Annotated in this window: 25 protein-coding genes; 17 read left to right on the forward strand and 8 right to left on the reverse strand. The window is 62.2% G+C overall.

What is annotated here, in order from left to right; translation table 11 throughout:
- Nucleotides 1–61 precede the first annotated feature (61 nt).
- The 3 genes from KY494_RS26935 to dapC form a co-directional block, all read right to left on the reverse strand.
- Nucleotides 62–1,609, reverse strand: a complete 1,548-nt coding sequence (locus tag KY494_RS26935; RefSeq protein ID WP_219888875.1) for an FAD-dependent monooxygenase — start codon at nucleotides 1,607–1,609, stop codon at nucleotides 62–64.
- Nucleotides 1,610–1,730: 121 nt separating this feature from the next.
- Nucleotides 1,731–2,558, reverse strand: coding sequence for a 2,3,4,5-tetrahydropyridine-2,6-dicarboxylate N-succinyltransferase (gene dapD / locus KY494_RS26940; RefSeq protein ID WP_070223998.1), 828 nt, complete (start codon nucleotides 2,556–2,558; stop codon nucleotides 1,731–1,733).
- A gap of 17 nt (nucleotides 2,559–2,575) precedes the next feature.
- Complete coding sequence (gene dapC, locus KY494_RS26945; RefSeq protein ID WP_219888877.1) at nucleotides 2,576–3,805, reverse strand: succinyldiaminopimelate transaminase; 1,230 nt, start codon at nucleotides 3,803–3,805, stop codon at nucleotides 2,576–2,578.
- A gap of 261 nt (nucleotides 3,806–4,066) precedes the next feature.
- Here dapC and tsaB point away from each other — a divergent pair, with 261 nt between their 5' ends.
- Genes tsaB through KY494_RS26965 form a run of 4 tightly spaced genes read left to right on the forward strand, consistent with a single transcriptional unit; the run spans nucleotide 4,067 to nucleotide 7,065 of the window.
- Nucleotides 4,067–4,792, forward strand: coding sequence for a tRNA (adenosine(37)-N6)-threonylcarbamoyltransferase complex dimerization subunit type 1 TsaB (tsaB, locus tag KY494_RS26950; protein ID WP_219888879.1), 726 nt, complete (start codon nucleotides 4,067–4,069; stop codon nucleotides 4,790–4,792).
- Complete coding sequence (rimI, locus tag KY494_RS26955; RefSeq protein ID WP_219133511.1) at nucleotides 4,789–5,280, forward strand: ribosomal protein S18-alanine N-acetyltransferase; 492 nt, start codon at nucleotides 4,789–4,791, stop codon at nucleotides 5,278–5,280. Before tsaB ends, rimI begins: the two co-directional genes overlap by 4 nt.
- Nucleotides 5,277–6,134: a uracil-DNA glycosylase family protein gene (locus tag KY494_RS26960; protein ID WP_219888880.1), complete on the forward strand. Its 858-nt coding sequence runs from the start codon at nucleotides 5,277–5,279 to the stop codon at nucleotides 6,132–6,134. The genes rimI and KY494_RS26960 overlap by 4 nt, the downstream gene beginning before the upstream one ends.
- A complete protein-coding gene (locus tag KY494_RS26965; protein WP_258194497.1) occupies nucleotides 6,127–7,065 on the forward strand; it encodes a DUF1853 family protein in 939 nt (312 codons plus the stop codon). The genes KY494_RS26960 and KY494_RS26965 overlap by 8 nt, the downstream gene beginning before the upstream one ends.
- 60 nt (nucleotides 7,066–7,125) lie before the next feature.
- Here KY494_RS26965 and lplT read toward each other — a convergent pair whose 3' ends face one another.
- Nucleotides 7,126–8,388, reverse strand: a complete 1,263-nt coding sequence (lplT, locus tag KY494_RS26970) for a lysophospholipid transporter LplT (protein WP_219133506.1) — start codon at nucleotides 8,386–8,388, stop codon at nucleotides 7,126–7,128.
- Nucleotides 8,389–8,634: 246 nt separating this feature from the next.
- Between lplT and alr the strand changes: the two genes are divergently transcribed.
- The 4 genes from alr to fliD all read left to right on the forward strand — a co-directional run bounded on the left by alr (nucleotide 8,635) and on the right by fliD (nucleotide 13,260).
- The gene (gene alr / locus KY494_RS26975; protein WP_219888883.1) at nucleotides 8,635–9,738 is read left to right on the forward strand and encodes an alanine racemase; all 1,104 of its coding nucleotides are present in this window, start codon (nucleotides 8,635–8,637) and stop codon (nucleotides 9,736–9,738) included.
- A gap of 74 nt (nucleotides 9,739–9,812) precedes the next feature.
- On the forward strand, nucleotides 9,813–11,189 hold the full coding sequence (gene radA / locus KY494_RS26980) for a DNA repair protein RadA (protein WP_219888884.1): 1,377 nt from the start codon (nucleotides 9,813–9,815) through the stop codon (nucleotides 11,187–11,189).
- 184 nt (nucleotides 11,190–11,373) lie between these two features.
- Nucleotides 11,374–11,643 (forward strand): PilZ domain-containing protein, encoded by a 270-nt coding sequence (locus tag KY494_RS26985; RefSeq protein ID WP_141170088.1) that lies wholly within the window; start codon nucleotides 11,374–11,376, stop codon nucleotides 11,641–11,643.
- A 231-nt stretch (nucleotides 11,644–11,874) separates the two neighbouring features.
- Entirely contained in the window at nucleotides 11,875–13,260 is a 1,386-nt protein-coding gene (gene fliD / locus KY494_RS26990; RefSeq protein ID WP_219888886.1) for a flagellar filament capping protein FliD, read from the forward strand.
- Here the strand turns inward: fliD and KY494_RS26995 are convergent.
- Nucleotides 13,257–14,057: a helix-turn-helix domain-containing protein gene (locus tag KY494_RS26995; RefSeq protein ID WP_219136822.1), complete on the reverse strand. Its 801-nt coding sequence runs from the start codon at nucleotides 14,055–14,057 to the stop codon at nucleotides 13,257–13,259. The genes fliD and KY494_RS26995 overlap by 4 nt on opposite strands.
- A 100-nt stretch (nucleotides 14,058–14,157) precedes the next feature.
- Between KY494_RS26995 and KY494_RS27000 the strand changes: the two genes are divergently transcribed.
- From KY494_RS27000 to KY494_RS27035, 8 genes are all read left to right on the forward strand, one after another.
- Nucleotides 14,158–15,408: an MFS transporter gene (locus KY494_RS27000; protein ID WP_219136821.1), complete on the forward strand. Its 1,251-nt coding sequence runs from the start codon at nucleotides 14,158–14,160 to the stop codon at nucleotides 15,406–15,408.
- A 32-nt stretch (nucleotides 15,409–15,440) separates the two neighbouring features.
- Nucleotides 15,441–15,935 (forward strand): ribonuclease E activity regulator RraA, encoded by a 495-nt coding sequence (gene rraA / locus KY494_RS27005; protein WP_219136820.1) that lies wholly within the window; start codon nucleotides 15,441–15,443, stop codon nucleotides 15,933–15,935.
- Between the two features lie 146 nt (nucleotides 15,936–16,081).
- Nucleotides 16,082–16,723 (forward strand): choice-of-anchor C family PEP-CTERM protein, encoded by a 642-nt coding sequence (locus tag KY494_RS27010; RefSeq protein WP_257572353.1) that lies wholly within the window; start codon nucleotides 16,082–16,084, stop codon nucleotides 16,721–16,723.
- Between the two features lie 109 nt (nucleotides 16,724–16,832).
- Nucleotides 16,833–17,246 carry a hypothetical protein gene (locus tag KY494_RS27015; protein ID WP_219888889.1) on the forward strand — a complete coding sequence of 138 codons (414 nt, stop codon included), beginning with the start codon at nucleotides 16,833–16,835 and terminating at the stop codon, nucleotides 17,244–17,246.
- A gap of 89 nt (nucleotides 17,247–17,335) precedes the next feature.
- Complete coding sequence (locus KY494_RS27020; RefSeq protein ID WP_219888891.1) at nucleotides 17,336–19,153, forward strand: DUF4153 domain-containing protein; 1,818 nt, start codon at nucleotides 17,336–17,338, stop codon at nucleotides 19,151–19,153.
- A 169-nt stretch (nucleotides 19,154–19,322) separates the two neighbouring features.
- A complete protein-coding gene (locus KY494_RS27025) occupies nucleotides 19,323–19,736 on the forward strand; it encodes an alpha/beta fold hydrolase (protein WP_219888893.1) in 414 nt (137 codons plus the stop codon).
- A gap of 431 nt (nucleotides 19,737–20,167) precedes the next feature.
- On the forward strand, nucleotides 20,168–20,596 hold the full coding sequence (locus tag KY494_RS27030) for a VOC family protein (protein ID WP_219888894.1): 429 nt from the start codon (nucleotides 20,168–20,170) through the stop codon (nucleotides 20,594–20,596).
- Between the two features lie 141 nt (nucleotides 20,597–20,737).
- Entirely contained in the window at nucleotides 20,738–21,088 is a 351-nt protein-coding gene (locus KY494_RS27035; RefSeq protein ID WP_219888896.1) for a hypothetical protein, read from the forward strand.
- A 28-nt stretch (nucleotides 21,089–21,116) separates the two neighbouring features.
- Here the strand turns inward: KY494_RS27035 and KY494_RS27040 are convergent, their stop codons facing one another.
- Nucleotides 21,117–22,340 carry an MFS transporter gene (locus KY494_RS27040; RefSeq protein ID WP_219888897.1) on the reverse strand — a complete coding sequence of 408 codons (1,224 nt, stop codon included), beginning with the start codon at nucleotides 22,338–22,340 and terminating at the stop codon, nucleotides 21,117–21,119.
- Nucleotides 22,341–22,538: 198 nt separating this feature from the next.
- On the opposite strand from KY494_RS27040, the gene KY494_RS27045 reads away from it, so the two are divergent.
- Nucleotides 22,539–23,138, forward strand: coding sequence for a TetR/AcrR family transcriptional regulator (locus KY494_RS27045; protein ID WP_219888899.1), 600 nt, complete (start codon nucleotides 22,539–22,541; stop codon nucleotides 23,136–23,138).
- Between the two features lie 81 nt (nucleotides 23,139–23,219).
- On the opposite strand, the gene motA is transcribed toward KY494_RS27045, so the two are convergent.
- The gene (gene motA / locus KY494_RS27050; protein WP_071076441.1) at nucleotides 23,220–24,083 is read right to left on the reverse strand and encodes a flagellar motor stator protein MotA; all 864 of its coding nucleotides are present in this window, start codon (nucleotides 24,081–24,083) and stop codon (nucleotides 23,220–23,222) included.
- 42 nt (nucleotides 24,084–24,125) lie between these two features.
- Nucleotides 24,126–25,046: a LysR family transcriptional regulator gene (locus tag KY494_RS27055; RefSeq protein WP_070288687.1), complete on the reverse strand. Its 921-nt coding sequence runs from the start codon at nucleotides 25,044–25,046 to the stop codon at nucleotides 24,126–24,128.
- Nucleotides 25,047–25,132: the final 86 nt, after the last annotated feature.

A 25,132-nucleotide genomic window follows, 5' to 3' on the forward strand; every position in this document is an offset into this window, starting at 1 on the left:
GTCGATGCGCAGTCGATGCGGCAGTGCAACACGGTAGTGCAACACGCCCCAGTGATTTCCCCTACACAGGCCGGGGCGCCGTCTTGCCCGATTCTGCCTGGCCGAAATGCAGACCCAGGCGCAAGGCCAGCGCGCGCAGACCGCCGCTTTCCTGCAGGTGCAGGGCCAGCGCGATGTGGCCGTCGGGGCGCACGAGGTAGGCCGCGTCGCGGCCCAGGCCGGCCAGCTTGGCGGCCACGTTGTAGGTATAGCAATGCACGGGCAGTTTCAGCACGCGCGCCTCGTCCAGCAGTTCGGGCGCCGGCTCGCCATAGATGTGCAATTGCCAATCCATGCTGCGCAGGGCCGTGAAATTGTCTTGTGTGCCGTCGGAGAACCACGGCAGGCGGTCGCCGCCGCGCAGGTACTCCGCATGGCCGGCGGACAGGGCGCTGTCTTCATAGCTGATCTCGATTTGCGACACCGTCTTGAAGAGCAAACGGCGCGCCCGTTCGAAGCCGGACAGGAACGGCAGCGCGTGCGGCACCAGCCAGCGCCGCAGGAATTGCCCGGCGATTCCCTGCGCGACGATGGCCTGGAAGGCGCGGTCGGTGGTGGCGACGAGCTTGCGGGCAAACACGATGCGCTCGCTTTCATAGGTGTCGAGCAGGGCGTCGTTGCTTTGGCCGTGCAGCTTTTGCGCCAGTTTCCAGGCCAGGTTGACGGCGTCGCCCAGACCCGTGTTCATGCCCTGGCCGCCCACGGGGCTGTGCAAATGGGCCGCGTCGCCGAGGATGAAGCAGCGGCGCGCGCGAAACTGCGCCGCCACCCGGTGGTGTACTTTATAGGTGGAAAACCAGTTCACGTGCTCGACCTGGATGCCCAGCAGGGTTTCCACGTCGCCGCGCACGTCGTCGAAGACGGGTGCCGGCGCGCCATCGGGGCGGTCGGGCAGGATGCCGATCAGGCGCTGCATGCCGCTGGTGCGCACGGGCAACATCAGCGCAAATGCGTTCGCGCCCAGGTGGGCGTGCAGATCCGTATTGCTGCCAGCCACTTGCGCGTCAGCCACGTAGTACAGGTGGTCGTAGGTGCCGCCGGAAAACTCAAAGCCGGCGATCTCGCGCACCTTGCTGCGGGCGCCGTCGCAGCCGCAGATGTAGTCAAACGTGCAATATTGGCGTTCGCCTTTGTTGAGCAGGATGGCTTGCACTTCGCTATCGTCCTGCGTCCACAGGTCCAGCGCGACATTCCATTCCACGTGCACGCCGGCCGCCGCCAGCTTGCTGATCAGAAAGCGTTCATGCTCGTCCTGTGGCAGGCTCAGCACGAAAGGGTAGGGGCTCAGGCCTTCGCCGATCTCGCCCAGCGCCAGTTTTACCAGCTCCTCGCCGCCCTCGTGGATGTGCATGGCATTGATCTTGATGCCCAGGTGCACCAGTTCGTCGGCAAAGCCCAGTTGCTGGTAAAACTCCAGGGTGCGGGCATGCACGGCCATGGCCCGCGATGCCTGCCCGGGGCCGCTGTTCCTGTCGATGATGCGGCAATCGACGCCATGGCGCGTCAGGCGCAAGGCAAGCATGAGGCCGGTAGGACCGGCGCCGACGATCAATACGGGAGGAGTATTCATGCCATCCAGTATAGGACAGGATGAGAAGCGGGGGCGGGACGTTTGAGGTTGCTAGTTGGAAATAAAAATGTCCCGCCGGGGCGGGACATTCAGGTCTTACTGATACTTCGCAGCGCAGTGATTAAATGCCGCGCAGGAGTTCGTTGATACCTGTTTTCGCGCGGGTTTTTGCATCCACGCGCTTGACGATCACGGCGCAGTACAGCGAGTACTTGCCGTCTTCCGATGGCAGGTTGCCCGAGACCACGACGGAGCCGGCTGGCACGCGGCCGTAGGTTACTTCGCCCGTGGCGCGGTCGTAGATCTTGGTCGACTGGCCGATGTAGACGCCCATCGAGATGACCGAGTTTTCTTCGACGATCACGCCTTCGACGATTTCCGAGCGGGCGCCGATGAAGCAGTTGTCTTCGATGATGGTCGGGTTCGCTTGCATTGGCTCCAGCACGCCGCCGATGCCGACGCCGCCGGACAGGTGGACGTTCTTGCCGATCTGCGCGCAGGAGCCGACGGTGGCCCAGGTGTCGACCATGGCGCCTTCATCGACGTAGGCGCCGATGTTGACGTAGGACGGCATCAGTACGACGTTCTTGGCGATGAAGCTGCCGCGGCGGGCGACGGCTGGCGGCACCACGCGGAAACCGCCCTTGGCGAAGTCTTCGGCCGTGTAGTTGGCGAACTTGGTCGGCACCTTGTCGTAGAACTGCATCGTGCCATCCGATGGCAGGACGACGTTGTCTTCCAGGCGGAACGACAGCAGCACGGCTTTCTTGACCCACTGGTTGACGACCCAGTCGCCCGAGGTTTTTTCCGCCACGCGGATGCTGCCGTTGTCCAGGCCATTGATGACGTGGGAGACGGCGTCGCGCAGTTCGGCCGTGCCGTTGCGCGGATTGATCTCGGCGCGGTTTTCCCAGGCCTGGTCGATGATGGTTTGCAGTTGTTGGCTCATGATGATGTCTTGTTCATTTAGTTGGTTGATGCGGATGCGGAAAGCTGCTGGCAGAATTTTACTATGCGCAATGCGGCTTCCAGCCCTTCGGCCGTTTCGGCCACCAGGGCCATGCGGATGCGGTTGCGGCCCGGATTGATGCCGTGCGCGTCGCGCGCCAGGTAGCTGCCAGGCAATACCGTCACATTATATTCGGCGTACAGGCGTTGCGCGAATTCGGTGTCGGACAGTCCCGTGCGGCTGACGTCGGCCCACAGGTAGAAGCCGGCGTCCGGCAATTGCACGTCCATCACCGTTTGCAGCAGCGGCGTGATGGCGTCGAACTTGGCGCGGTACTTGGCGCGATTTTCCTCGACATGGGTTTCGTCGTTCCAGGCCGCGACGGAGGCCGCCTGCACGGCGGGGCTCATGGCGCCGCCGTGGTAGGTTCGGTAGAGCAGGAATTTTTTCAGTACTTCCGCGTCGCCGGCGACGAAGCCCGAGCGCATGCCGGGCACGTTCGAGCGCTTCGACAGGCTGGAAAATACCACCAGGCGCGCATACGGACGCTCGATCGTGGACAGGCCCAGCATGTGCGCCGCCTGCAGCGCGCCCAGCGGGGGCGTGTCGCCGTGGTAAATCTCGGAATAGCACTCGTCGGCGGCGATGACGAAGTCGTAGCGTTCGGACAGGGCGAACAGGTGTTCCCAGTCCGTCAGGGTCAGCACGGCGCCCGTCGGGTTGCCGGGTGAACACAGGAACAGCAGCCTGACCTTTTCCCAAATATGGTCGGGCACGCTGTCATAGTCGCAGCCGAAATTGCGCGTGGGGTCGGAATTGACGAAATACGGTTCGGCGCCGGCCAGGTAGGCTGCGCCTTCATAGATCTGGTAAAACGGATTCGGGCTGATCACGAGCGAACCGGCCGACGGATCGATTACCGTTTGCGCCAGCGCAAACAGCGCTTCGCGCGAACCGTTCACGGGCAGGATTTGCGTGGCAGGATTGAGCTTGGGGATGTCGTAGCGGCGCTCCAGCCAGCTGGCAATCGCGCTGCGCAAGGCTTCCGAACCGATGGTGGTCGGATAGCTGGCCAGCCCGTGGATGTTGTCGGTCAATGCCTGCTCGATGAACGGCGGTGTCGGATGCTTGGGTTCGCCCATGCCCAGGCTGATGGGCGCGTACTCGGGATTGACCGTCACGCCGGCAAACAGCTGGCGCAGCTTTTCGAAGGGATATGGTTGCAGTTTAGCAAGAAGTGGATTCACGGAACGGACCAGGGCAAGAGTGGAAAGACGATGTTGCTGAGCGATGTAGCTTGGTAGTGTTGCTTAGTCATGGCTGAACGATTGCTTGGCGCGGCAGACTTGATGCCGGTCAAATAATAGGCTGCGTCTTTCATTATAGCCGTCCTCGCGGGGCCGCTGTGCAAGCCGTCTCAAGCCGCACCGGCCTGATCGCTGTCTGGCTTGCCACGCCATGCCGCAGCGGGGAGTGCCGCGCCATGGCGCGGCAAGGTAAAATACGTCATGCCTATCTTACTTCCCACCCTGCTTGCTATTGAAACGTCGTCCGAACTCGCCTCCTGCGCCTTGTTGCGCGGCGATGTCGTCCTGTCCCGCGCCTCGTCGGGCGTGCGCACCCATTCCCAGTCGATCTTGCCGATGGTGCAGGAATTACTGGCCGAAGCGGGCGTGACCCTGGCCGACGTCGATGCCATCGCCTACGGCTCCGGCCCCGGCTCGTTTACCGGCGTGCGCACGGCCTGCGGCATCGCGCAAGGCCTGGCCTATGGCGCCAATCTGCCCGTCGTGCCCGTCGTCACGCTCGACGCCATGGCGCTCGCGTGCCACCAGCAGCATGGCGCGCAACACATCGTGACCGTGCTCGACGCCCGCATGGGCGAAGTGTACTGGGCGCAATATGACTATCAAAACGGCTTGCAGGCCGTCCTGCCGCCGGCCCTGAACGCACCGGCCGGCGTGGCGCCGCAAGGCGATGTGGCCGGCTGCGGCAACGGTTTTAGTGCGTACGCCGAAGCGCTGGCCGCGTTGCCGTGCGCCGCCACGGCCGATGCGGCCATCATGCCGCACGCCGTGCAAGTGGCGCAGCTGGCACGCATCGCCTTTGCCGCCGGTCAGTTCGTGACGGCGGCCGAGGCGCAGCCTTTGTATTTGCGCAACAAGATCGCCTACACGAGCGCGGAACGGCACGACATGCAACTGGCCAAGGCCGCTGCGGAGTCCGCGCAATGAGTGTGGCGGGCCAGGACAATGCTGCCGGCTGGGACTTGCTGCGCCTCGACTATCAGCCGATGCGTGAGGCGGACCTGATGGAGGTGCTGGCGCTGGAACAGCGCGTGTATCCGCATCCCTGGACGCACGGCAACTTCGTCGATTCGCTCAAGAGCGGCTACCCGGCCTGGGTGCTGCGCGACGTGGACGGCACCCTGCTCGGCTACTTTTTATTGATGCTGGTGGTCGATGAGGCGCACTTGCTGAATGTGGCCGTCGAGGGCGCCATCCAGGGCCAGGGACTGGGCCGCTTCCTGCTGCAGCAGTCCTGCGCCTGCGCGCGCCAGCTGGGCATGGAATCGATGCTGCTGGAAGTGCGCCCGTCGAACGTGCGCGCGCTCGATATTTACCAGCGCTATGGATTTGAACAGATCGGCCGGCGCAAGGGATACTATCCGGCCAGTAACTCGCAACGTGAGGACGCCATCGTGATGCGTTATACCTTATGAGCCGCAGCGCCGTTTTCCTCGATGAAATGGGCGTCGGCCCCCTGTGGCGTTTGCGCCAGGGCGCCGCGCCCGAGGTCGTTGATATTAGCGTCGAGGCTGCCGTGGAGGTGGACGTCGCCGTGGCGGCGCCCGTGGTCGAGATGGCTGCACCTGTGGTCGAAGTGCTGGCCGAGGTGCAAGTCGTGGAAGCCGTGGAAGCTGCCGTGCCCGCCGCCGCCCCCGACGACACGGCCTGGTTCGACGATGCGCCCGCGCCCGCGCCAGTGAAGCAGCTCAGCGACGCCGATATCGCCGCCCTCGACTGGGATGGCTTGACGGCCGCCGTGGCGAAATGCGCGCGCTGCGACTTGTGCAAGACGCGCAAGGGCGTCGTCATGGGTCGTGGCGACCGCCAGGGCGATTGGCTGATGCTGGCCAGCAGCCCGTCGCGCCTGGAAGAACGGGAAGGGCGCGCCTTGCCGGGCGAGCAGGGCAAATTGCTCGACAATATGTTGAAAGCCATCGCCGTCGATGCGGGCCGCGATGTGTATATTACCCACTTGCTGAAATGCCGTCCGCTCGACGAGACGGGCCAGGAGCGCTTGCCCACCGAGGCCGAGTCCGCCGCCTGCCGCCCGTATTTCGAGCGCGAACTTGCGCTGCTGCAGCCGCGCACCATCGTCACCCTCGGTTCGATGGCCGCCGCCGGCATCAATCCCGGTGAAAAACCCGTACGGGGCACGGTGCGCCAACTGGGCAATGCCTCCGTCGTCGCCACCTTCCATCCAGAGCAACTGCTGCAGGACGGGACGGGCAAGGCCAAGGCGCGCGCTTGGGTCGATTTGTGCCTGGCGAAAAGCACGCACGGTGGTTGATACGGCCGTCGCTACCTTCCAGGTCCGCTTCGAGCAGCGCTGGGGCCATCTGACGCACCCCCGCGTGCGGGCGCTGGCCTGGCTGCTCGACTCGCCCGACTTGCTGGACCCCGCCAGCGCCCACTGGGGCGGGCGCATCGCCAGCCTGCCTGCCGTCACGCCTGCCTTGGCGGCCTGGCTGGGGGCGCTGCAGGATGATCCGTCGCCGCTCGATGCGGCGCTGGGGCCGAAATTCTATTCCCGCCTGGGCCTGTACGCTGAAAAGCTGCTGGCCTTTTATTTTGAGCAGCATGGGGTATTGCAAGCGCATGGCTTGCAAGTGCAGGTGAACCGCAACGACACGGTGGGCGAGTTCGATTATTTGCTGCGTGACGGTAACGACTTACTGCACTGGGAGTTCGCCACCAAGTTCTACCTGCTCGAAGGCGCGCCCGATCCCGGTGTCTTCAACCACTTGATCGGCCCGAACCTGGCCGACACCTTGGGGTTGAAGATGCGCAAGATTCTCGACAAGCAACTGGCCTTGTCCCGCCACCCGGCCGCGCAAAGCTTGCTGGCGCATCCCGTGCGGGCGGCGCAGGCGCTGGTCAAGGGTTGGCTGTTTTATGCGGCAGGCGCCACGCCCGCCGTGGACGGTATTTCCCAGGAACATGGACACGGCTTCTGGTGCACGCCAACACAATTGTCGGCGCAGCGCTATGTCGTGCTGCCGCGATTGCAATGGCTGGCGCCGTTCAAGGGCCGCGACGCGGCAGTGCTGGACGTCGATGCCTTGCGCGCGCAGTTGTCTGATCTGGCGCAACCGGTGATGGTGGCCACGGTGGATACTGTCGAAGGCTGGGAAGTGGAGCGCACGCGCGGGTTTGTCGTGCCCCATGACTGGACGGAGCAGGCTGCCGCGCGGCGGCTGGCTGGTACGCTACCTGCGTAGGTCGGATAGGTCGGATGAGCGGGGCCGCCGAGGCGCGTAGCGCGTAATCCGACACCACCGTTAATGCTTATGCTCACCGATCAAGGAAAGATTGTCATGCTCAGCCTGGTTCAGCTTGTGCCGGCGCATGATCATGTACATGGTGCCGGCGACGAACAGGCCGAACAGCGTGATGATGATATTGAGCGGCAGGTGCAGGCGGATCATGATCGAATATACGGCCAGCATGGTGAGAATCGACAGGTTCTCATTGAAGTTCTGCACGGCGATGGAATGGCCGGCGCTCATCAGGACGTGGCCGCGGTGTTGCAGCAGGGCATTCATTGGCACGACGAAGAAGCCGGACAGGGCGCCGATCAGTATCAGCAGCGGGTAGGCGATCCACACGGAGTGCACTTGCGTCATCATCATGACGATCACGCCCATGGCGATGCCCAGCGGAATGACGGTCAGCGATTTGCGTAGCGGAATGAAGCGTGCCGACAGCACGGCGCCGGCGGCCACGCCGATGGCGACCACGCCCACCAGGCTGGTCGCCTTGTCGAACGGCATGTTCAGCGACTGCTTGGCCCATTCCAGCACGATCAGTTGCAAGGTGGCGCCAGCGCCCCAGAACAGGGTCGTCACGGCCAGGGTGATCTGACCCAGTTTGTCTTTCCACAGGATGGAATAGCAATTGGCAAAATCGGTGATCAGTTTGATAGGATTGCGTTCCTGGTGCGCATACACGCAGCCCGTGTCGGGAATCTTCAGGTTGGCCAGGGTCGCCATCACGTAGATGCCGACTACCACGCACAAGGCCGCTTCCGTCTTGCTGGTGATGCCCGTATCGATCATGGGGATGTCGATCGACAGCAGCATGTCGGACACGTGGCCGCTGACGAGCGCGCCGCCCATGACGGTGCCGAGGATGATGGAGGTGACGGTCAAGCCTTCGATCCAGCCATTCGCCGCCACGAGCTTTTCCGGTGGCAGCAGTTCCGTCAGGATGCCGTACTTGGCGGGCGAATACACGGCCGCGCCAAAGCCGACGACGGCATAGGCAAGCAAGGGGTGCACCTGGAAGAAGACGAGGGCGCAGCCGAAGATCTTGACCAGGTTGGCGATGAACATGACCTTGCCTTTCGGCAATGCATCCGCGAAAGCGCCGACAAAAGCGGCCAACAGTACGTAAAACAGCACGAACGACAATTTGAGCAGCGGCGTGATCCACGCCGGGGATTTCATGGACACCAATAAATCGACGGCGACAAAAAAGAGGGCGTTATCTGCCAGCGAAGAAAAGAACTGCGCCGCCATGATGGTATAAAAACCACGATTCATTCTGGATTGCCTGAAATCATATCTGGCTTGCTTTATACCACGAAAAAACGGCAAACCCCAAGTTTGGCAGGGGCTGCCTTGCATAGTCTTGCCTAAGTGAAGCTTAATTTTTCTGCCGTAGAAAAATACATCACATGTGAGCATTTTGTAAATGATGTCCTCTGCACACGATCGTGGGCATCTGCAGTGTCCGCTTACTGTGCATCCGGTAAAATACGGCTTTCCCACCCGCCGTGAACGACGCATATGCCCAGGCCCCTCATCGCCACCATCCATCTCGATGCCATGCAACACAATCTGGCGCGCGCCCGAGCCGGTGCCCGCGGCGCCAAGGTGTGGGCCGTCGTCAAGGCGAATGCCTATGGTCACGGCCTGGAACGGGCCATGCGGGGCTTTGCCGACGCCGATGGCCTGGCGCTGGTCGAGGTCGATTACGCCGTGCGCTTGCGCGAACTGGGCTGGGCCAAGCCCATCTTGCTGCTGGAAGGCTTTTTCGACGCCAGCGATTTGCCGGTCATGGCGCAATATGGCTTGAATGGCAGCGTGCATTGCGAAGAACAGATCGCCATGCTGGCAGCGGCGCGCTTGCCGCACGCCATCGATGTGCATCTGAAGATGAATACGGGCATGAATCGCCTGGGCTTTACGCCAGATGCCGTGGCGGGTGCGTATGCGCGCCTGCGCGCCATGCCGCATATCGGCACGATCACCCTGATGACGCATTTCGCCAATGCGGACGAGGTGGGTCCCACGCGCTTGCCTTTGGCCCAGCAGATGCTGCGTTTCGAAGCCGGGGTAGCCAGCATTACGGCCAGCACCGGGACAAGCTTGCCGCGCAGCCTGTGCAATTCGGCCGGCGTGCTGATGCACCATCTGGACAGCGACTGGGTGCGCCCCGGCATCATGCTGTACGGCGGCACGCCCAGCGGCGCTCCCGGCGGCACCTCGGCGCAGGACTTCGGCTTGCTGCCCACCATGACCTTGCGCAGCAGCATCATCGGTATCCAGGATATCGCCGCCGGCGACGTGGTGGGCTACGGCAGCCGCTACGAAGCGGCCGGCAATATCAAGGTGGGCGTGGTGGCCTGCGGCTATGCGGATGGCTATCCGCGCCACGCGCCCGAAGGCACGCCCGTGCTGGTCGACGGCGTGCGCACGGGGCTCATCGGCCGGGTCTCGATGGACATGCTGATGGTCGACCTGACGCACGTGCCGGGCGCAAAAGTGGGTAGTTCGGTCACCTTGTGGGGCCAGGGCATGCCGATCGACGAGGTGGCGCTGGCCGCCGGCACCATCGGCTACGAGCTGATGTGCGCACTGGCGCCGCGCGTACCGGTGAACGAAGCGTAGGGTGACGCGCAAGCGCGGTTTGTATATACTGTATATATAACCAGCTGTTTCATTTTACCTGAGCAAAGTACACCATGGCAAAAGTCAAGACCATCTACACCTGCAGCGATTGCGGCGCCATCAGTAATAAATGGATGGGGCAATGCACCTCGTGCAACCAGTGGAACACCATGGTGGAAACCCTGCCCGAAACGGGCGGCAACAACCGCTATTCGAATCCGCAGCACATGTCGCTGGCGCAGACGGCGCCCGTGCTGTCGCTCGACGATATCGACGCCATCGACGTGCCCCGCTTCGGCACGGGCATCGAGGAATTCGACCGCGTGCTGGGCGGCGGCATGGTGGCCGGCGGCGTGGTGCTGATCGGCGGCGACCCCGGCATCGGCAAGTCGACCCTGCTGCTGCAGGCGCTGGCCAACATGTCGCACCACAAGCGCGTGCTGTATGTCAGCGGCGAAGAGTCCGGCGCACAGATCGCCCTGCGCGCCAAGCGCCTCGTCATCGACGCCAAGGAACTCAAATTGCAGGCCGAGATCCAGCTGGAAAAAATCCTCGGCACCCTGGCCGACCTGAAGCCGGAAGTGGTGGTGATTGATTCGATCCAGACCGTGTATTCGGACGCGCTCAGCTCGGCGCCCGGTTCCGTGGCGCAAGTGCGCGAATGCGCGGCGCAACTGACGCGCGCGGCCAAGCAGACGGGCGTGACCATCATCCTGGTGGGCCACGTGACGAAAGAGGGCGCGCTGGCCGGCCCCCGCGTGCTCGAACACATCGTCGACACGGTGCTGTATTTCGAGGGCGACGCCCATTCCAGCTTCCGCCTGGTGCGCGCCATCAAGAACCGTTTCGGCGCCGTCAATGAGCTGGGCGTGTTTGCCATGACGGAAAAGGGCTTGAAGGGCGTGTCGAACCCGTCCGCCCTGTTCCTGTCGCAGCACGACAACCAGGTGCCCGGTTCCTGCGTGATGGTGACGCAGGAAGGCACGCGCCCGCTGCTGGTGGAAATCCAGGCCCTGGTCGATACCAGCCACTTGCCGAATGCGCGCCGCCTGTCGGTGGGCCTGGAGCAGAACCGCCTGGCCATGCTGCTGGCCGTGGCGCACCGCCATGCGGGCATCGCCGCCTTCGACCAGGACGTGTTCATCAATGCCGTCGGCGGCGTCAAAATTACGGAACCGGCGGCCGACCTGGCCGTGTTGCTGGCGATTAACTCGTCGATGCGCAACAAACCCTTGCCGCGGGGACTCGTGGTGTTTGGCGAAGTGGGCCTGGCCGGCGAAATCCGCCCTGCGCCACGGGGCCAGGAACGCTTGCGCGAAGCGGCCAAGCTGGGCTTTACCCTGGCCGTGGTGCCCAAGTCCAACCTGCCCAAGCAAGCGATCAAGGGTCTCAAGGTCATCGGCGTCGAGCGCATCGACGAAGCGTTCAACAAATTGCGCGATCTGGAGTAAGAGTTGGTATGGTTTAAATGCCAAGCTTAAGACAAGTCAAACAGAATTTCCGTTTAGAACTATAATATTTGTCCGATGAATTCGCGCAGCGAGTTCGCATCGACAATGCATAGTTTTAGAGAAGCGGAATACAGTGTCAGTTGAGCAAAGGCAGGGCGCACGCAAGATATTGCGTGCCAAGGCAATGTTGGTAATGGATGGCGCGGGGCCCGTGGCGGCGCGCACCCTCGATGTGGGGCCGGGCGGCATGGCGGCCGTCATCGCGGAGCCGGTGCCGACAGGCAAGCAGGGCAAGGTGTTGTTCGAATTGTTTTACGATGGCTCGGCACACATCATCGAGGCGCGCGTGTCCGTCTCGCACTGCATTTTCAGCAGTGCAGGTTTCAAGGTGGGACTCACTTTCCCGCAGCTGGACATGGCTGTCAGCAGCGCCATTTCGAAATTCATGCGCTGAGGCATGCCCGGGGAGTGCTGCCGGTGAAATGCGCTAAAATGGTGCATATGGGTTTGCAGTCAGGAAAAACTTGTTCTGTTCGCTGTTTTGATATTCCGGTAATACTGCATAATTATCAACCAGAAGAGGAACCTTGCCGCGCCATGCGCGCTTGATGTCCGTTTCCAGCGCAGCGCGCGGTCATGACCTGAACCGTGTGCCATGACCTTACACCCGACGGGAATGCCTACCATGTTTAATTCGACCATCAACAGCAGGGCTTACACCAACAACACGCAACAGACGACGCAGGGCAATATCTCGGCCGATGTATATGCGAAGGTGGAGCGCCAGATGCAGTCGCAGAACACGGGCGTCGTCAAGCTCAACGCCAACCTGGCGCGCGACCAGGCCAAATTCTCGGGCCTGGGCCAGTTGCAATCGGCGCTGGCGAAATTCCAGACCGTGGCCAAGAACATGGCCGGCAGCGGCCTGGCCACTTCGGCCACGTCGAGCACCAAGGACGTCGTCAGCGCCACCACCACCGACAAGGCTGTCAGCGGCAGCCACGAAATGAACATCAAGCAGCTGGCGCAGGGGCAGACACTGCAGAGTGGCGTGCAGAAATCGTCGAGCGCGGCCATCGGCACGGGGGCGCCGGCGCTGGTGAAGATCGAAGTGGGCAGCACGGACGGCAAGCAATTTACGCCCGGCAGCGGCAAGGTCATTTCGCTGACGATTGACAGCAGCAACAATAGCCTCGACGGCATCGCCGCCGCACTGAAGCAGCAGGGCATCGACGCCAGCGTGGTGAAGGGTCCCGATGGCTATTCGCTGGCGCTGAACGGCAAGAGCGGCGCCGACAGCAGCATGCGCATCAGCGTGTCCGGCGACGCGGCCGTCAGCAACCTGCTCAGCTACGCGCCCGGTGCCGGCAAGGGCCTGCAGCAGACGGCCGCCGCGCAGGATGCGCTGCTCACCGTCGACGGCAAGGATATCAAGAGCGCCACGAATACCCTGACGACTGCCGTCGAGGGCGCCACCATCGAATTGAAGAAAACAGGCACGACGGACCTCGTCATCGCCAAGGACAGCAGCCAGATCGCCAGCAACGTGGCCAGCTTCGTCACGGCCTACAATGAACTCAACAGCAAGCTGCAGAGCCTGCAGCAGGGCGATTTGAAGTCCGATACGGCCCTGGGCCAGGTGCGTTCGCAGATGGAGCAAGTGCTGCGCACGGCCAGCACGGGCGTGCCCGCTTCCATCCTGGGCAGCGCCGGCGTGACCCTGGGCAAGAGCGGCGAACTGGTACTCGACGATAAAAAACTCAAGGCCGCCATCGCCGCCGATCCGGACGCCGTCAGCAAGCTGTTTACGAATAACGGCAAGGGCGTGGCGGACCAGTTTTCCAGCAAGATCGGTGAACTGACGGGCGAAACGAGCATCATCCGCAAGGAAGTGCAATCGGTGGGCAAGGACATCACGACGCTGACCAACAAGAAAGCCGTGCTGGCCAAGGCATTGACGGCGCAGGCGCAGGCGCTGGTGAAGGCGTATTCGGCCCAGGAACAGATGGGCACGAACTCGGCCTTGCCGGGTTATACCGGTAAAAATTCGCTTTTCGACTTCATGGCTTAAGAGCGCTCGCCCTGCGCAAAGAAGGCCGATGGCGAACTGCCGAAGGTCTTCTTGAACATGGCGGAAAAGGCCGACTGGCTGGCGTAGCCCAGTTCTTCGGCCACCTGCGACAGCGGCACGCCGCGCGCGATCAGGGGCGCCGCGTGCGCCAGGCGCACCTGCTGGCGCCACTGGCCAAAACTCATGCCCAATTCCCGTTCGAACAGCCGCGCCAGCGTACGCTCCGAGGCGCCGACCTGCTGCGCCCAGTGTTCCAGCGTCTGGTTCAAGCCGGGCTTGTCGATCAGGCTGTCGCACAGGGTCTTCAGGCGCTTGTCGCTGGGCAAGGGCACACGGATGGGACGCGTGTCCGAGCGTTTCAGCTCGTCGAGGATCAGTTCGGCCAGCAGCGCCTCGCGCGCCGGTTCCTGGCCCGGGTCCAGCTGCTCCAGCGCCATGATCAGCTGGCGCAGCAGGTTAGACACTTCCAGCACCTTGCAGTCGCTGCCCGCGAACGGCGCGCGCGCGGCATGGATGCACAGGGGGCGCAAGCGGGTTTTTTCCAGTATCGTGACGGCATGCTCCACGTTCGGCGCGATCCAGATGGCGCGCATGGGCGGCAGCACCCAGCTGCTGTTGTTGGCGGTAATGCGCAGCACGCCTTCGAGCGCCATGGTGACCTGGCCCCAGGGGTGGCTGTGCGGTAATAAAAATTCATCGGGTTGCAGGTCGCGCGCGACCATGGTCACGGGGATGGTCGCACTGGGCGCCTCCCTTGGCGGACACATGCGGGTATGGTGGAGGATAGGTACACCCATCAGCTTGGCCTTAATTCGATAAATTATGTCGTTCTGTCGGAAAACAGACGATGGTATTTTGCATACACTTGAGCTTCACCAGTATAAGACAGGGTATGACATGATAACAACTAACTCGGCAACAGACTTGCCGCCGCAGTCACCGCCAACCTTGCGCAGCGACGCGCGCGTCATCGCCCTGGTGGGCCTGGCGCATGGCATTTCGCACTTCTACCACCTGATCCTCGCGGCCCTGTTCGTCTGGCTGAAACCCGCCTTCGGCCTGTCGTATGCGGAACTGGGCTTGCTGATGACGGTGTTTTTCATCATCTCGGGCGTGGGGCAGGCGCTGGCCGGCTTTGTCGTCGACCGCTTCGGCGCCCGCGCCGTGCTGTTTTCCGGCATTTTCCTGCTGGGCGTGTCGGCGCTGGCCCTGTCCACCGCGCACAGCTATGCGGCGCTGATGCTGGGCGCCATGCTGGCCGGCATGGGCAACAGCGTGTTCCATCCGGCCGACTATACGATCCTCAACCAGCGCGTCTCGGCGGCCCGCGTGGCCTACGGCTTTTCCGTGCATGGCATCAGCGGCAACATCGGCTGGGCCCTGGCACCGCTGTTCATGACCTATGTTGCCACCCAGTATGACTGGAGAATCGCGCTGCAGTGCGCGGCCGTGCTGCCGTTCGGCGTGCTGCTGATCCTGTTCCTGAACCGCCACGCCATCCGTCCCGAGCCGTTGAAAAAGGCCGCGCCGGGTCAGGCGGGCGGCGGCGAAGGCACGCTGGACTTTTTGCGTTTGCCGGCCGTGTGGATGTGTTTTGCCTTCTTCTTCATTACCGCCATCGCCCTGGGCGGCATCCAGAGCTTTGCCAGCGTGGCCCTGGTCAAGCTGTACGGCATGAGCCTGGCGCTGGCCACCAGCGCCTACACGGCCTACATGCTGGCCTCGGCCGTGGGCATGCTGGCCGGCGGCGTGGTGGGCGCGCGCAGCAAGCAGCCGGACCGCAACGTGGCGATCGCCTTTTCCGCCGCCGCGCTGCTGGCCGTGCTGCTGGCCATGGCCGTCGTGCCGGCCTGGGGCGCGGTGGTGCTGATGGGCGCCATCGGCCTGACGTCGGGCGTGGCGGGACCGTCGCGCGACCTGATGATACGCGCGGCGGCACCGAAGAATGCCACGGGGCGCGTGTATGGCGTCGTGTATTCGGGCCTCGACAGCGGCCTGGCCGTCGGGCCCCTGTTCTTTGGCGCGCTGATGGATGGCGACCATCCGGCCTTGCTGTTCGTCTTCATCGGCGTATTCCAGGCGCTGGCGATTGCCACGGCCGTGGGCGTGGGCGGCAAAACACGCGCCGCGGCGCTGCAAAAGGCATAGAATCGTTGCCATCTGCCATTCAAGGAGTTCCCATGAGCTTTGCCACCACCGATCTGTGCGACGACCATGCAGCCATGCTGGACGATGGCACCCTGGCCGTGCTGCCGCCCGTGTACCGCGCTTTCGGCCAGCGCGTGCGCTTCCGCGGCCCGGCCACCACCTTGCAAGTGTTCGAAGACAATGCCCTTGTGCGCAGCACCCTGGAAACGCCGGGCCAGGGCCATGTGCTGGTGATCGATGGCGGCGGCAGCCTGCGCCGCGCGCTGGTGGGCGGCCAGCTGGGCGTGCTGGCCGAAAGCAACGGCTGGGCCGGCATCGTCGTCGATGGATGCATCCGTGACAGCGAGGAAATCAATGTCTGCCAGATCGGCGTGCGTGCACTGGCCACGCATCCGCGCAAGAGCAATAAAGCGGGTACGGGCCGGCGCGACGTGCGCGTGCAGATCAGCGGCGTGGCCGTGCATCCGGGCGACTGGATCTACGCCGATGCGGACGGCATCCTGGTGGCGCGGCAGGAACTCGATTGACGCTCCACCTCAGAGGGGGGGATCTGGAGGTGTTGCATATTATCCACGTTAAATATATTTTTGCAAAGTTCTTTGATTTTCATCATGGCTGAGATATGATTTCACTTAAGGTAACTTTAATATCAACAAAGCAAGGAAACCAGCTCATGAAAATCGCCACCATCGCAGCAGTTGTCGCCCTGTTTGCTGCAGGCTCCGCCAGCGCCAGCCCCGTCAACCTGATCACGAATGGCAATTTTGAAACGGTCGCTTCCGGCTACACCATCGACAGCGGTTTTAAAGTCGTCAACAGCGGTTCGTCGGCCATTACGGGCTGGACCGTTGGCGCCAGTTCTGTCGACCTGATCCGCAATGCCTACAATGCCATCAATGGCTACAGCATCGATATGCTGGGCACGCCTGGTCCGGGTTTCCTCTCGCAAAGTTTCAATGTCGTTGCCGGCCAGACGTATAAGCTGAGCTTTGACATGGCGCGCAATTCCGGCGGCCCCGCAGGTCAGGGCGTGGCGGTCAGTTTCGGTGGCGTGGCAGGCGATTTCTACTCGACGGCTGCCGCCTCGAACACCTTGTACAGCAATACCCTGAGTTTCACGGCTGCCACCACCGGCCTGGCGACCCTGTCGTTTGCCAGCGCCGCCAAGGCCGGCACGCCGCTCGACAACTACTCGGGCGCCGTGATCGACAACGTGTCCGTGATGACCGCCGTGCCGGAACCGGAAACCTACGCCATGCTGCTCGCTGGCCTGGGCCTGATGGGTTTCCTGCGCCGCCGCAAGGCCGCCAAGTAAGCCTGGCTTTGTCCGAGATCAAACCGCCTGCTGCCATGCACAGGCGGTTTTTTTACGCCAGGTTTAGTTGAGCTGCATCGGCCTCTCCCCGTAACGGACACGCCGCCGCTTGCGGCTCCAGCCGCCGCGCCAGTTCTCCGCGCAACTGCGTCAATCCCGCGATGCGCGCATCGATGTCAAGCAGCTTGCGCGCCAGCGCCGCGCGCAGCAATTGCGCCGTGGCGGCGTGCCGTTGCCCCTCTTCGAACCGTTTCATCTGTTCATCAGCAGCTTGCTGGGCAGCGTGGTCATGGTCTGGTCGGTGCCGCGCCTGCTCGACCCGCAGCCGCGCTTCGGCCGCTATGACGCGGCGGCGCGCTACCTGTTTTCCCTGTGGATGGCATGGGCGCTGCTGGTCACGGGCCAGCCCGTGCTGTGGCTGTTCATCGTGCCGGAACTGGCCTGGGGCCTGGCGCAAAGCCTGCCTCTGCGCGGCGCCGGAGGCGGGCGGGAAGGGCGCGCGCACGAATCGCTGTTGAGATGAATATAACGAAATGCAATAATGGCCGTGCTTTACAGCAATAAACGACTATTAAAGGAATGACTATGCAGCAGGATGCCGCAGGAAAAAACATGGCGTTGCTCGATCCGGTGGTGGCGCCGCGCATCGCGGTGACGCGCCTGATGACGGGCCTGCTGCAAGGCTTGCTGCTGTACTGGCTGTACAGCACGGCGCAAGACAAGGTGTGGCCCGCCACGGAAGCCTACCTGCTGGGGCCGTTGATGCTGATCAGCTTGCTGCTGCCGATCCTGCTGGTCTCCAGCCTGGGCCATATGTCGGTGAAGCGCATCGCCCTGTGGATGGCCGGTGCGGCCGTCGTGCTGGCCGTGCTGGCCTGGCATGACGTGGCGCGCGGCGCCGAACACGTGATCTGGGGTAACTACAAGCCCGGTGCGCCGCTGCGGGTGATTTCGGCCCAGCTGTTCGGTTTTTGCGTGGTGGGCTTGTATATCGCCCATGCGCTGGTGCTGGCCAGCGCCCAGGATGGCCGGCGCATCGCCCGCTACCCCACGTATTTTGAAATCGCCTGGAAGCTGGGCATCCAGTTGCTGTTCTCGCTGCTGTTCGTGCTGGGCCTGTGGCTGGTGCTGTGGCTGGGCGGGCAACTGTTCCTGCTGATCAAGCTCAGTTTCCTGAAAAAGCTGCTGGGCCAGGCCTGGTTCGTGATTCCCGTCATCTGCTTCGCGTTTTCGTTCGCCATCCATATCACGGACGTGCGCCCGTCCATCGTGCGCGGCATCCGCACCCTGCTGCTGGTGTTGCTGTCGTGGCTGATGCCGATCGCCGCCGTGCTCGTTTCCGGCTTCCTGCTGACCCTGCCATTCATCGGCTTCGAGCGCCTGTGGGCCACGCGCCATGCGGCCTCCGTGCTGCTGGGCATGGCCGGCGTGCTGGTGGTGCTGATCAATGCCGCCTTCCAGAATGGCGAAGTGGGCCATGGCGTGGCGCGCGGCATCCGCCTGGGCACGCGCCTGGCCTGTCTGCTGCTGCCATGGGTGGTGGGCATCGCCATCTATGCGCTGACCTTACGCGTGATGTCGCATGGCTGGACGGCCGACCGCCTGATCGCTGCCGCCTGCCTGCTGGTTGCCACCTGCTACGCCGCCGGCTATGCCTGGGCGGCCAGCAAGTATGGCGACTGGCTGCACCTGATCGCCAACGTCAACGTGGCCACCGCCTTTGTCACCCTGCTGGTGCTGTTCGCCCTGTTCTCGCCGCTGGCGGACCCGGCGCGCATTTCCGTGGCCAGCCAGATGGCGCGCCTGGACAGCGGTAAAGTAAGCGTGGACAAGTTCGATTTCGAATACCTGCGCTTCCAGGGCGCCCGCTATGGCCAGGCGGCCTTGCAGGAATTGAGCAAACGCACGACCGGCCCGGATGCGGCCATCGTGCGGGCCCGCGCCGAGGCCATGCTCAAGCGCCAGAACCGCCTCGACGAGACGGGCGCGCTGAGCGACGTGTCGATCAACCTGACCCTGCGCCCGGCCACGGCGAAGCTGCCGGACAGTTTCCTGCGCCAGGACTGGACGCAAGTGAGCCCGGCCTGGCGCCTGCCCGCCTGTTTGAAGCGGGCAGGGCCGCAGTGCGATGCCTACCTGCTCGATTTCGATGGCGATGGTAAAGAGGACGTGCTGCTGATCAGCAATGACCCGCGCGCCTCGTCGGTCTTGCTGGCGGAAAAGGAAGACGGCAGCTGGACCGCGCGCGGGCAAATCCCCGTGGATGCCCTGCGCTGCAAGCCCCTGCGCGAGAAGTTGCAGGCAGGCGAGTTCCAGCTGGTACCGCCGAAGGTGCGCGAGCTGGAAGTCGATGGCCAGCGCGTGCCGATGACTTTATATACGCCAGAGGACGAGGTCAGCTGCCCGGATGAAACGGTGCCGGGCCAGTAAATGGCGGGGAGGACTTGGCGAACTGAATAACACCTCTTGCTTGTCATGAAGGCAATAACTTCGTACGCTGAGTCATTCCGACCGTCCGTTCTCGGCCAGGAGCACACCTACTGCGAGGCTACGCAGTAACTCGTCGATGGCCCGCGTAGCTTCACGGTCGATCTCCACCGTGATCGACGGGACCGCAGTACGCTATCCTCAGTTCGATTGGCGACACTTGCTTCTCGTCGGGCACTCCCTTGGTGGCGACAGTTCGGCTCAGTTTGCCGCTGACAACCCGAGCCGCGTATCCAGCTTTATCAGCCTCGACAGCCGTCGGGTCGCGTTGCCCCGCTCAGCTGGTATCCACGTCCTGACAATTCGTGCCAGTGACACCACTGCCGACCGCGGTGTACTGCCGAATGAGGAAGAGCGCGGTCACTACGGTACATGCGTGGTCCACATCAAAGGCTCGCGCCACAAGGATATGCAAGATGCTGGCAGTGAACAATTGAAGGCCAAAATTGTATCCGCCATCGATACTTTCCTCACTCCAGCGCAGCACCCTAAATACGCTTGTGACCGAGACTCAAAGCTTGAATAATGTTCAGGCGATCATTTTGATATTGCAAAGTCCGCTATGGGGGGGAATCTGCCAACTACGGCAAGCGGCCACAAGCGAGCGTTGCGAGAATGAGGACAGCTGCTGATGCTTCCAGCTATACAGATCATCACAGTTACCATCAGCGCAGCGTGCGCCGTAATGATCGCCTTGTATGCAACGTGGTTATTGATGCATCGGCTGAGGCAACGCGAGTCCAAACGCCTCGCGTTTAGCGAGTGGGTTCGTCATCTCTTCGAGGCTGTTATGGGCATCTAAGACTCATAGTGCCTGCAACGAGAGGAATGTCGGTAATTGGGCGGGACCTGGCAAGGACGGCAACCGGCCAATTGCAGATGGAGGCGCCATCCGGAAACCGTGCTAAATGCAAGTGGTAAGCTACGGGACTTTCTCAACCTAAATTTGGAGACCGCATGCCGCAAACTATCGTACATATAACGCTAGTCGTACGCGACTATGACGAAGCAATCAATTTTTACGTCAATAAACTTGGTTTCGAGCTACTCGAAGATATCTATCAGGTGGAGCAGGATAAACGATGGGTTGTGGTAGCCCCACCAGGCGGGGTCGGTACCACACTGTTGTTGGCAAAAGCATCTAAGCCTGAACAAGAGCCGTATGTTGGAAATCAAACTGGTGGACGCGTATTTCTGTTCCTTAACACTGATGACTTCTGGCGCGACTATGAGCGTTTGCGTGCTCATGACATCACGTTCATTCGGGAGCCCAAGGATGCCGAGTATGGCATGGTGGCGGTGTTCGAGGACCTGTATGGCAATCTATGGGACCTCCTACAACTGCGTGCTGAACACCCAATTGCAGCGCGCCTTCGTCCTCGTTGATTACATCTTCGCTTCCTGCGGAGAGCTCTCGACCCACCGATCCAACTCCGCAATACTGATGAAAATACGGCTATCGCGTGCTTTTTTCAGATCTGCCACTGTGCCCAGGTGCCGTTTTATCTGCTTATCAAGGAGTCAAACATGCAAACTTTGATGGTGGTCTCCCGACTTTTCCCAGACTTGCTAAATGGAAACAAGAGGTCAACGATCCGCTTCGGCGAATTGCACATAGAACCTGGCTATTTGCGTTATGAGTGCGAAGGAAAGCCTGGCCAAACGACTGTCGTATGGGTCACCCGCTGCACGTATATGCCTTTAAACAAGGCCGCCGCGTTCTGCGGCATGGAGGCCATGTGGCCGCCAATGGTCATGCTCGAGGGGATGCGGGAACACTACCCTCTTCTTCAATTATCCGACACGGTTCAAGTCGTTGAGCATTACACACCTGAGCAGACGAAGAACCTTATCTGTAGAAAACAACCAAGAGGTTAGGGGGCCACTCATTGGGAACAGGGCAAGGCTACCAAATCTGTTCATCGTTGAACGCGTGATGACCGAGAGCCTCCTCGCCGTCAAAGCGGATCCTCAACGACAGCAGCAAGGCAGCAGCGGCGAATCCTGCGGCGAGCCAGAGGTTGGCGCAGAGGCCCAGCCTGTCGACGGCCTGTCCACCGGTCCATGCCCCGAGCGCAATGGCAACATTGAATACACTTACATACAGCGCGGCGACGATCTCCACGGCCCGAGGCGCCGCCTTCATCATCAAGGTCATCAGGCCGACCGATACACCGCCGTAGGCCAGTCCCCAAACCAGCAACACCACGCCGCCGCCGATGCTGGAGTCGCCGACCGCCAGGAACAGCAGCGGCGTGAGCAGCAGGCCGCCCGAGATGGCGATGATGGTTGGCGCCGTGCGCCGCACCGCGACGACACCGGCCAGGAAGTTGCCAATGATGCCCGCGAAGCCATAGCAAAACAGCAGTGCGCCCAGCCATTGCGCATCAAACCCCGACACTGACAGCAGCAACGGACGCACAAAGGTGAAGGCCGCGAAATGGCTCGTCACCAGCAACAGGGTCAGAAGCAGCCCCGCTTGCAATTGCCGGTTGCGCAACTGCTTGCCGAATTGGCGCAAGGTCGCCGAACCGGCAGCGGGCAGGGCAGGAATGACAGCCAGATGCAGCGCCAGTACCAGGCCGCTGAACAGCGCCATGGCGCCAAAGGCCCAGCGCCATCCTGCAAAGTCGCCGATTTGTGCGCCAAGCGGCACGCCCAGCACGGAAGCGATCGCTACTCCGCCGAAGATAATCGACGTTGCCAGGCCGATTGAGGGCGCGGGAACAAGGCGGGACGCCAGGCCACCGGCAATGGCCCAGATTCCGCCCATGCAAAAACCGACAAGAACACGTGCAGCCAGCATCCACGCCATGTTTTGTGCCAATGCCGAGGCAATGTTCGCGATCACTAACAGACTCAGCAAACCACAGAGAATTTTGCGCCGGTCCAGGCTTCCCGATGCGATCACCAGCAGCGGAGCGAACAAGGCCGCCAGTAATGCTGGCAGCGAGATCATCAGGCCGGCGGTTCCGGTGGAGCTGTCCAGGGTGTCACCAATCGGCGTCAACAGGCCGACCGGCAGCATTTCCGTCGTCACGACCGAGAAGGTGGCCATGCCTATGGCGGTGACCGCCAGCCACGGGTGACGGACAGCGGTTTCTGTTGCAGCGTTGGGAGATGTACTCATGGTTCATATCCTTCATGATCAATCGATAAATGGCGTGTGCCGGCATCCGGCGGCGTCGGGTCGCTGTGATGCAAGCGCATGCCCTGCTTGCAATGGCGACACGTCGCAGTGATAATACATACAGCACGTATGAATAAATTATATATTCATACGCACTGTATGTAAACAATCATACGCTACGTATGTAAGGAAGAAGCAATGGTTCGCCGCACCCGTGCCGAAATGGAAGAAACCCGTGCATCGTTGCTGACCACGGCCCGCAAAGTGTTCAGCGAGCGCGGTTATGCCGACACATCAATGGATGACCTCACCGCGCAGGCAGGGCTGACGCGTGGTGCGCTGTATCACCACTTTGGCGACAAGAAGGGCTTGCTGCTCGCGGTGGTAGAACAGATCGACGCGGAAATGGATGAGCGCCTGCAAACCATCTCCGAACGCGCCGACGATCTGTGGGACGGTTTTCGCAGTCGCTGCCGTGCCTATCTGGAGATGGCCCTGGAGCCGGAAATTCAGCGCATCGTTTTACGCGATGCCAGGGCGGTCCTCGGTGGTGCCTCACCGGACTCGCAGCGCCATTGCGTCGAGTCGATGCAGGGCATTATCCAGGAGCTGATTCATCAAGGCATCGTGGCAGACGCCAGCCCAAGGGCACTGGCTTCGCTGATTTACGGCAGTCTGGCAGAAGCGGCGTTCTGGATCGCAGACGGTGACGAAGGCACGGCGCGCTTGATCGAGGGAGTTGCTGCCTTGGAATTGCTGTTACGCGGGCTGTTGCTTACAAGGTCATCGCGCCCATGACAGCAAGCCGCCAGAAGCGCGCTGGCGTATCCGCTGCCGTCGCCGGAAGCCTGACGCGCCGGGCAAGTGAAACAGGCCGTATCAGTTCTTCGTGCGCACCTGGCGCACGTGGTTTTCCAGTTCGCTGAACGAGGGGCGTTCCGTGGCGGAAATGACCTTGCGGCCGAATTCCACGGCCAGCGCCGGCGCATAGCCGTTCAGGCTGGCCAGCAAGGTCACTTTTACGCACTGGTACATCTTTGCCGTTTCATGGTGCTTGCGGCGCAGCAGGCTGGCCAGCGGCGCGATGAAGCCGTAGGCCAGCAGGATGCCGATGAAGGTGCCCACCAGCGCCTGCGCGATCAGCACGCCCAGCTCGGCCGGCGGCAAGCCGACGGAGGCCATGGTATGCACCACGCCCATCACGGCGGCCACGATGCCGAAGGCGGGCATGGCGTCGGCCAGCTGCGAAATCGTCTGGATCGGCATTTCCGCATCTTCGTGGTGCGTCTCGATCTCGTTATCCATCAGGTTTTCGATCTGGTAAGCGTCCATATTGCCCGACACCATCAGCCGCAAATAATCGGTGATGAATTCCAGGATGTGCTCGTCACCGAGCGTGTACGGGTATTTCACGAAGATGGCGCTGCGGTACGGGTCGTCGATATCGTCCTCGACCGACATCAAGCCTTCCTTGCGGATCTTGCTGAGGATTTCATACATCAGCCCCATCAGTTCCATATAGCGCGCCTTCGTGTACTGCGAACCGTGGAACAGGGTGGGCAGGGCGGCGAACGTGGCGCGGATGGCCTTGGCGTCATTGCCGACAAAGAAGGTGCCCAGCGCGGCGCCGCCGATCATCAGCAGTTCCAGCGGCTGGAACAGGGCCGCCAGGTGGCCGCCCTGCATGGCGAAGCCGCCGAAGACGGAAAACAGCACGACGAGAAATCCGAGTATGACTAGCAAAACTTACTCCTTCATAATATTGCCATATCGCAATATTGTAGTTTAACCTGATTCGGCCGCCGTGGCCGCTTCCGGCTGCAATTGCTGGATGAGAAAATTGATAAAAGCGCGCACTTTGGCGGGTAGCTGGTGGCGGCTCGGGTAGTAGGCGTACAGGTCGGCCGGCGCCAGCGTATAGTCGGCCAGCACCACGCGCAGGCGGCCGCTGTCGAGGTAGCGCGCCAGGTCCCATTCCGAACGCAACAGGATGCCGTGCCCGTCCAGCGCCCAGCCCAGCACCACGTCGCCATCGTTGCTGGCCACCGTGCCGCGCACCTTCACCGTGTGGCTGGCGCGGCCACGGCTCAAACGCCAGATGCCGTAGGCGTCGTCGTTCTGCCGGTGCACGATGCAGCGGTGCTGCGCCAGGTCGTCGGGTGTGCGCGGCGTGCCGTGCGCCTGCAGGTAGGCGGGCGAGGCGCACAGGAAGCGCCGGTTCGACATGATGCGCCGCGCCGACAGGCGCGTGTCGGGCAAATCGCCGAAGCGGATGCCCAGGTCGTACGCCTGCTCGACCAGGTTGATGGGGCTGTCCGTCAGCTGCAGCTGCACTTCCAGCTGCGGGTGGCGCAGCGCGAATTGCGACAGCAGGGGCGCGATCACCGTGCGCCCGAAACCCAAGGTGGCATTCACGCGCAGCAGTCCGCGCGGCTCCGCGCCGCCGCTGGCCAGCGACTCCTCCATGGCGCGGATATCGTCGAGGATCTGCCGCGCCTGTCGCAGATAGCTTTCGCCGTCGCCCGTCAGGCTGATGCGCCGCGTGCTGCGGTTGAGCAAACGCACGCCCAGGCGCTGCTCCATCAGCACCAATCGCTTGCTGACGGCGGGCGGCGTGATGCCCAGCTCGCGCGCCGTGGCCGACAGGCTGCCCAGCTTGGCCAGCAGCACAAAGAAGGCCATTTCCGTTGTGGCGTCCGTTTTCATGGTTCATCTTTCACTTCAAGTGAATAATGCTTTAAATTATTATCGATTATATGGCTTTGTATCGCGGGTAAGCTGGCGTCATTGTT

The organism is Janthinobacterium sp. PAMC25594, from assembly GCF_019443505.1.
Taxonomy (GTDB): Bacteria; Pseudomonadota; Gammaproteobacteria; order Burkholderiales; family Burkholderiaceae_D; genus Janthinobacterium.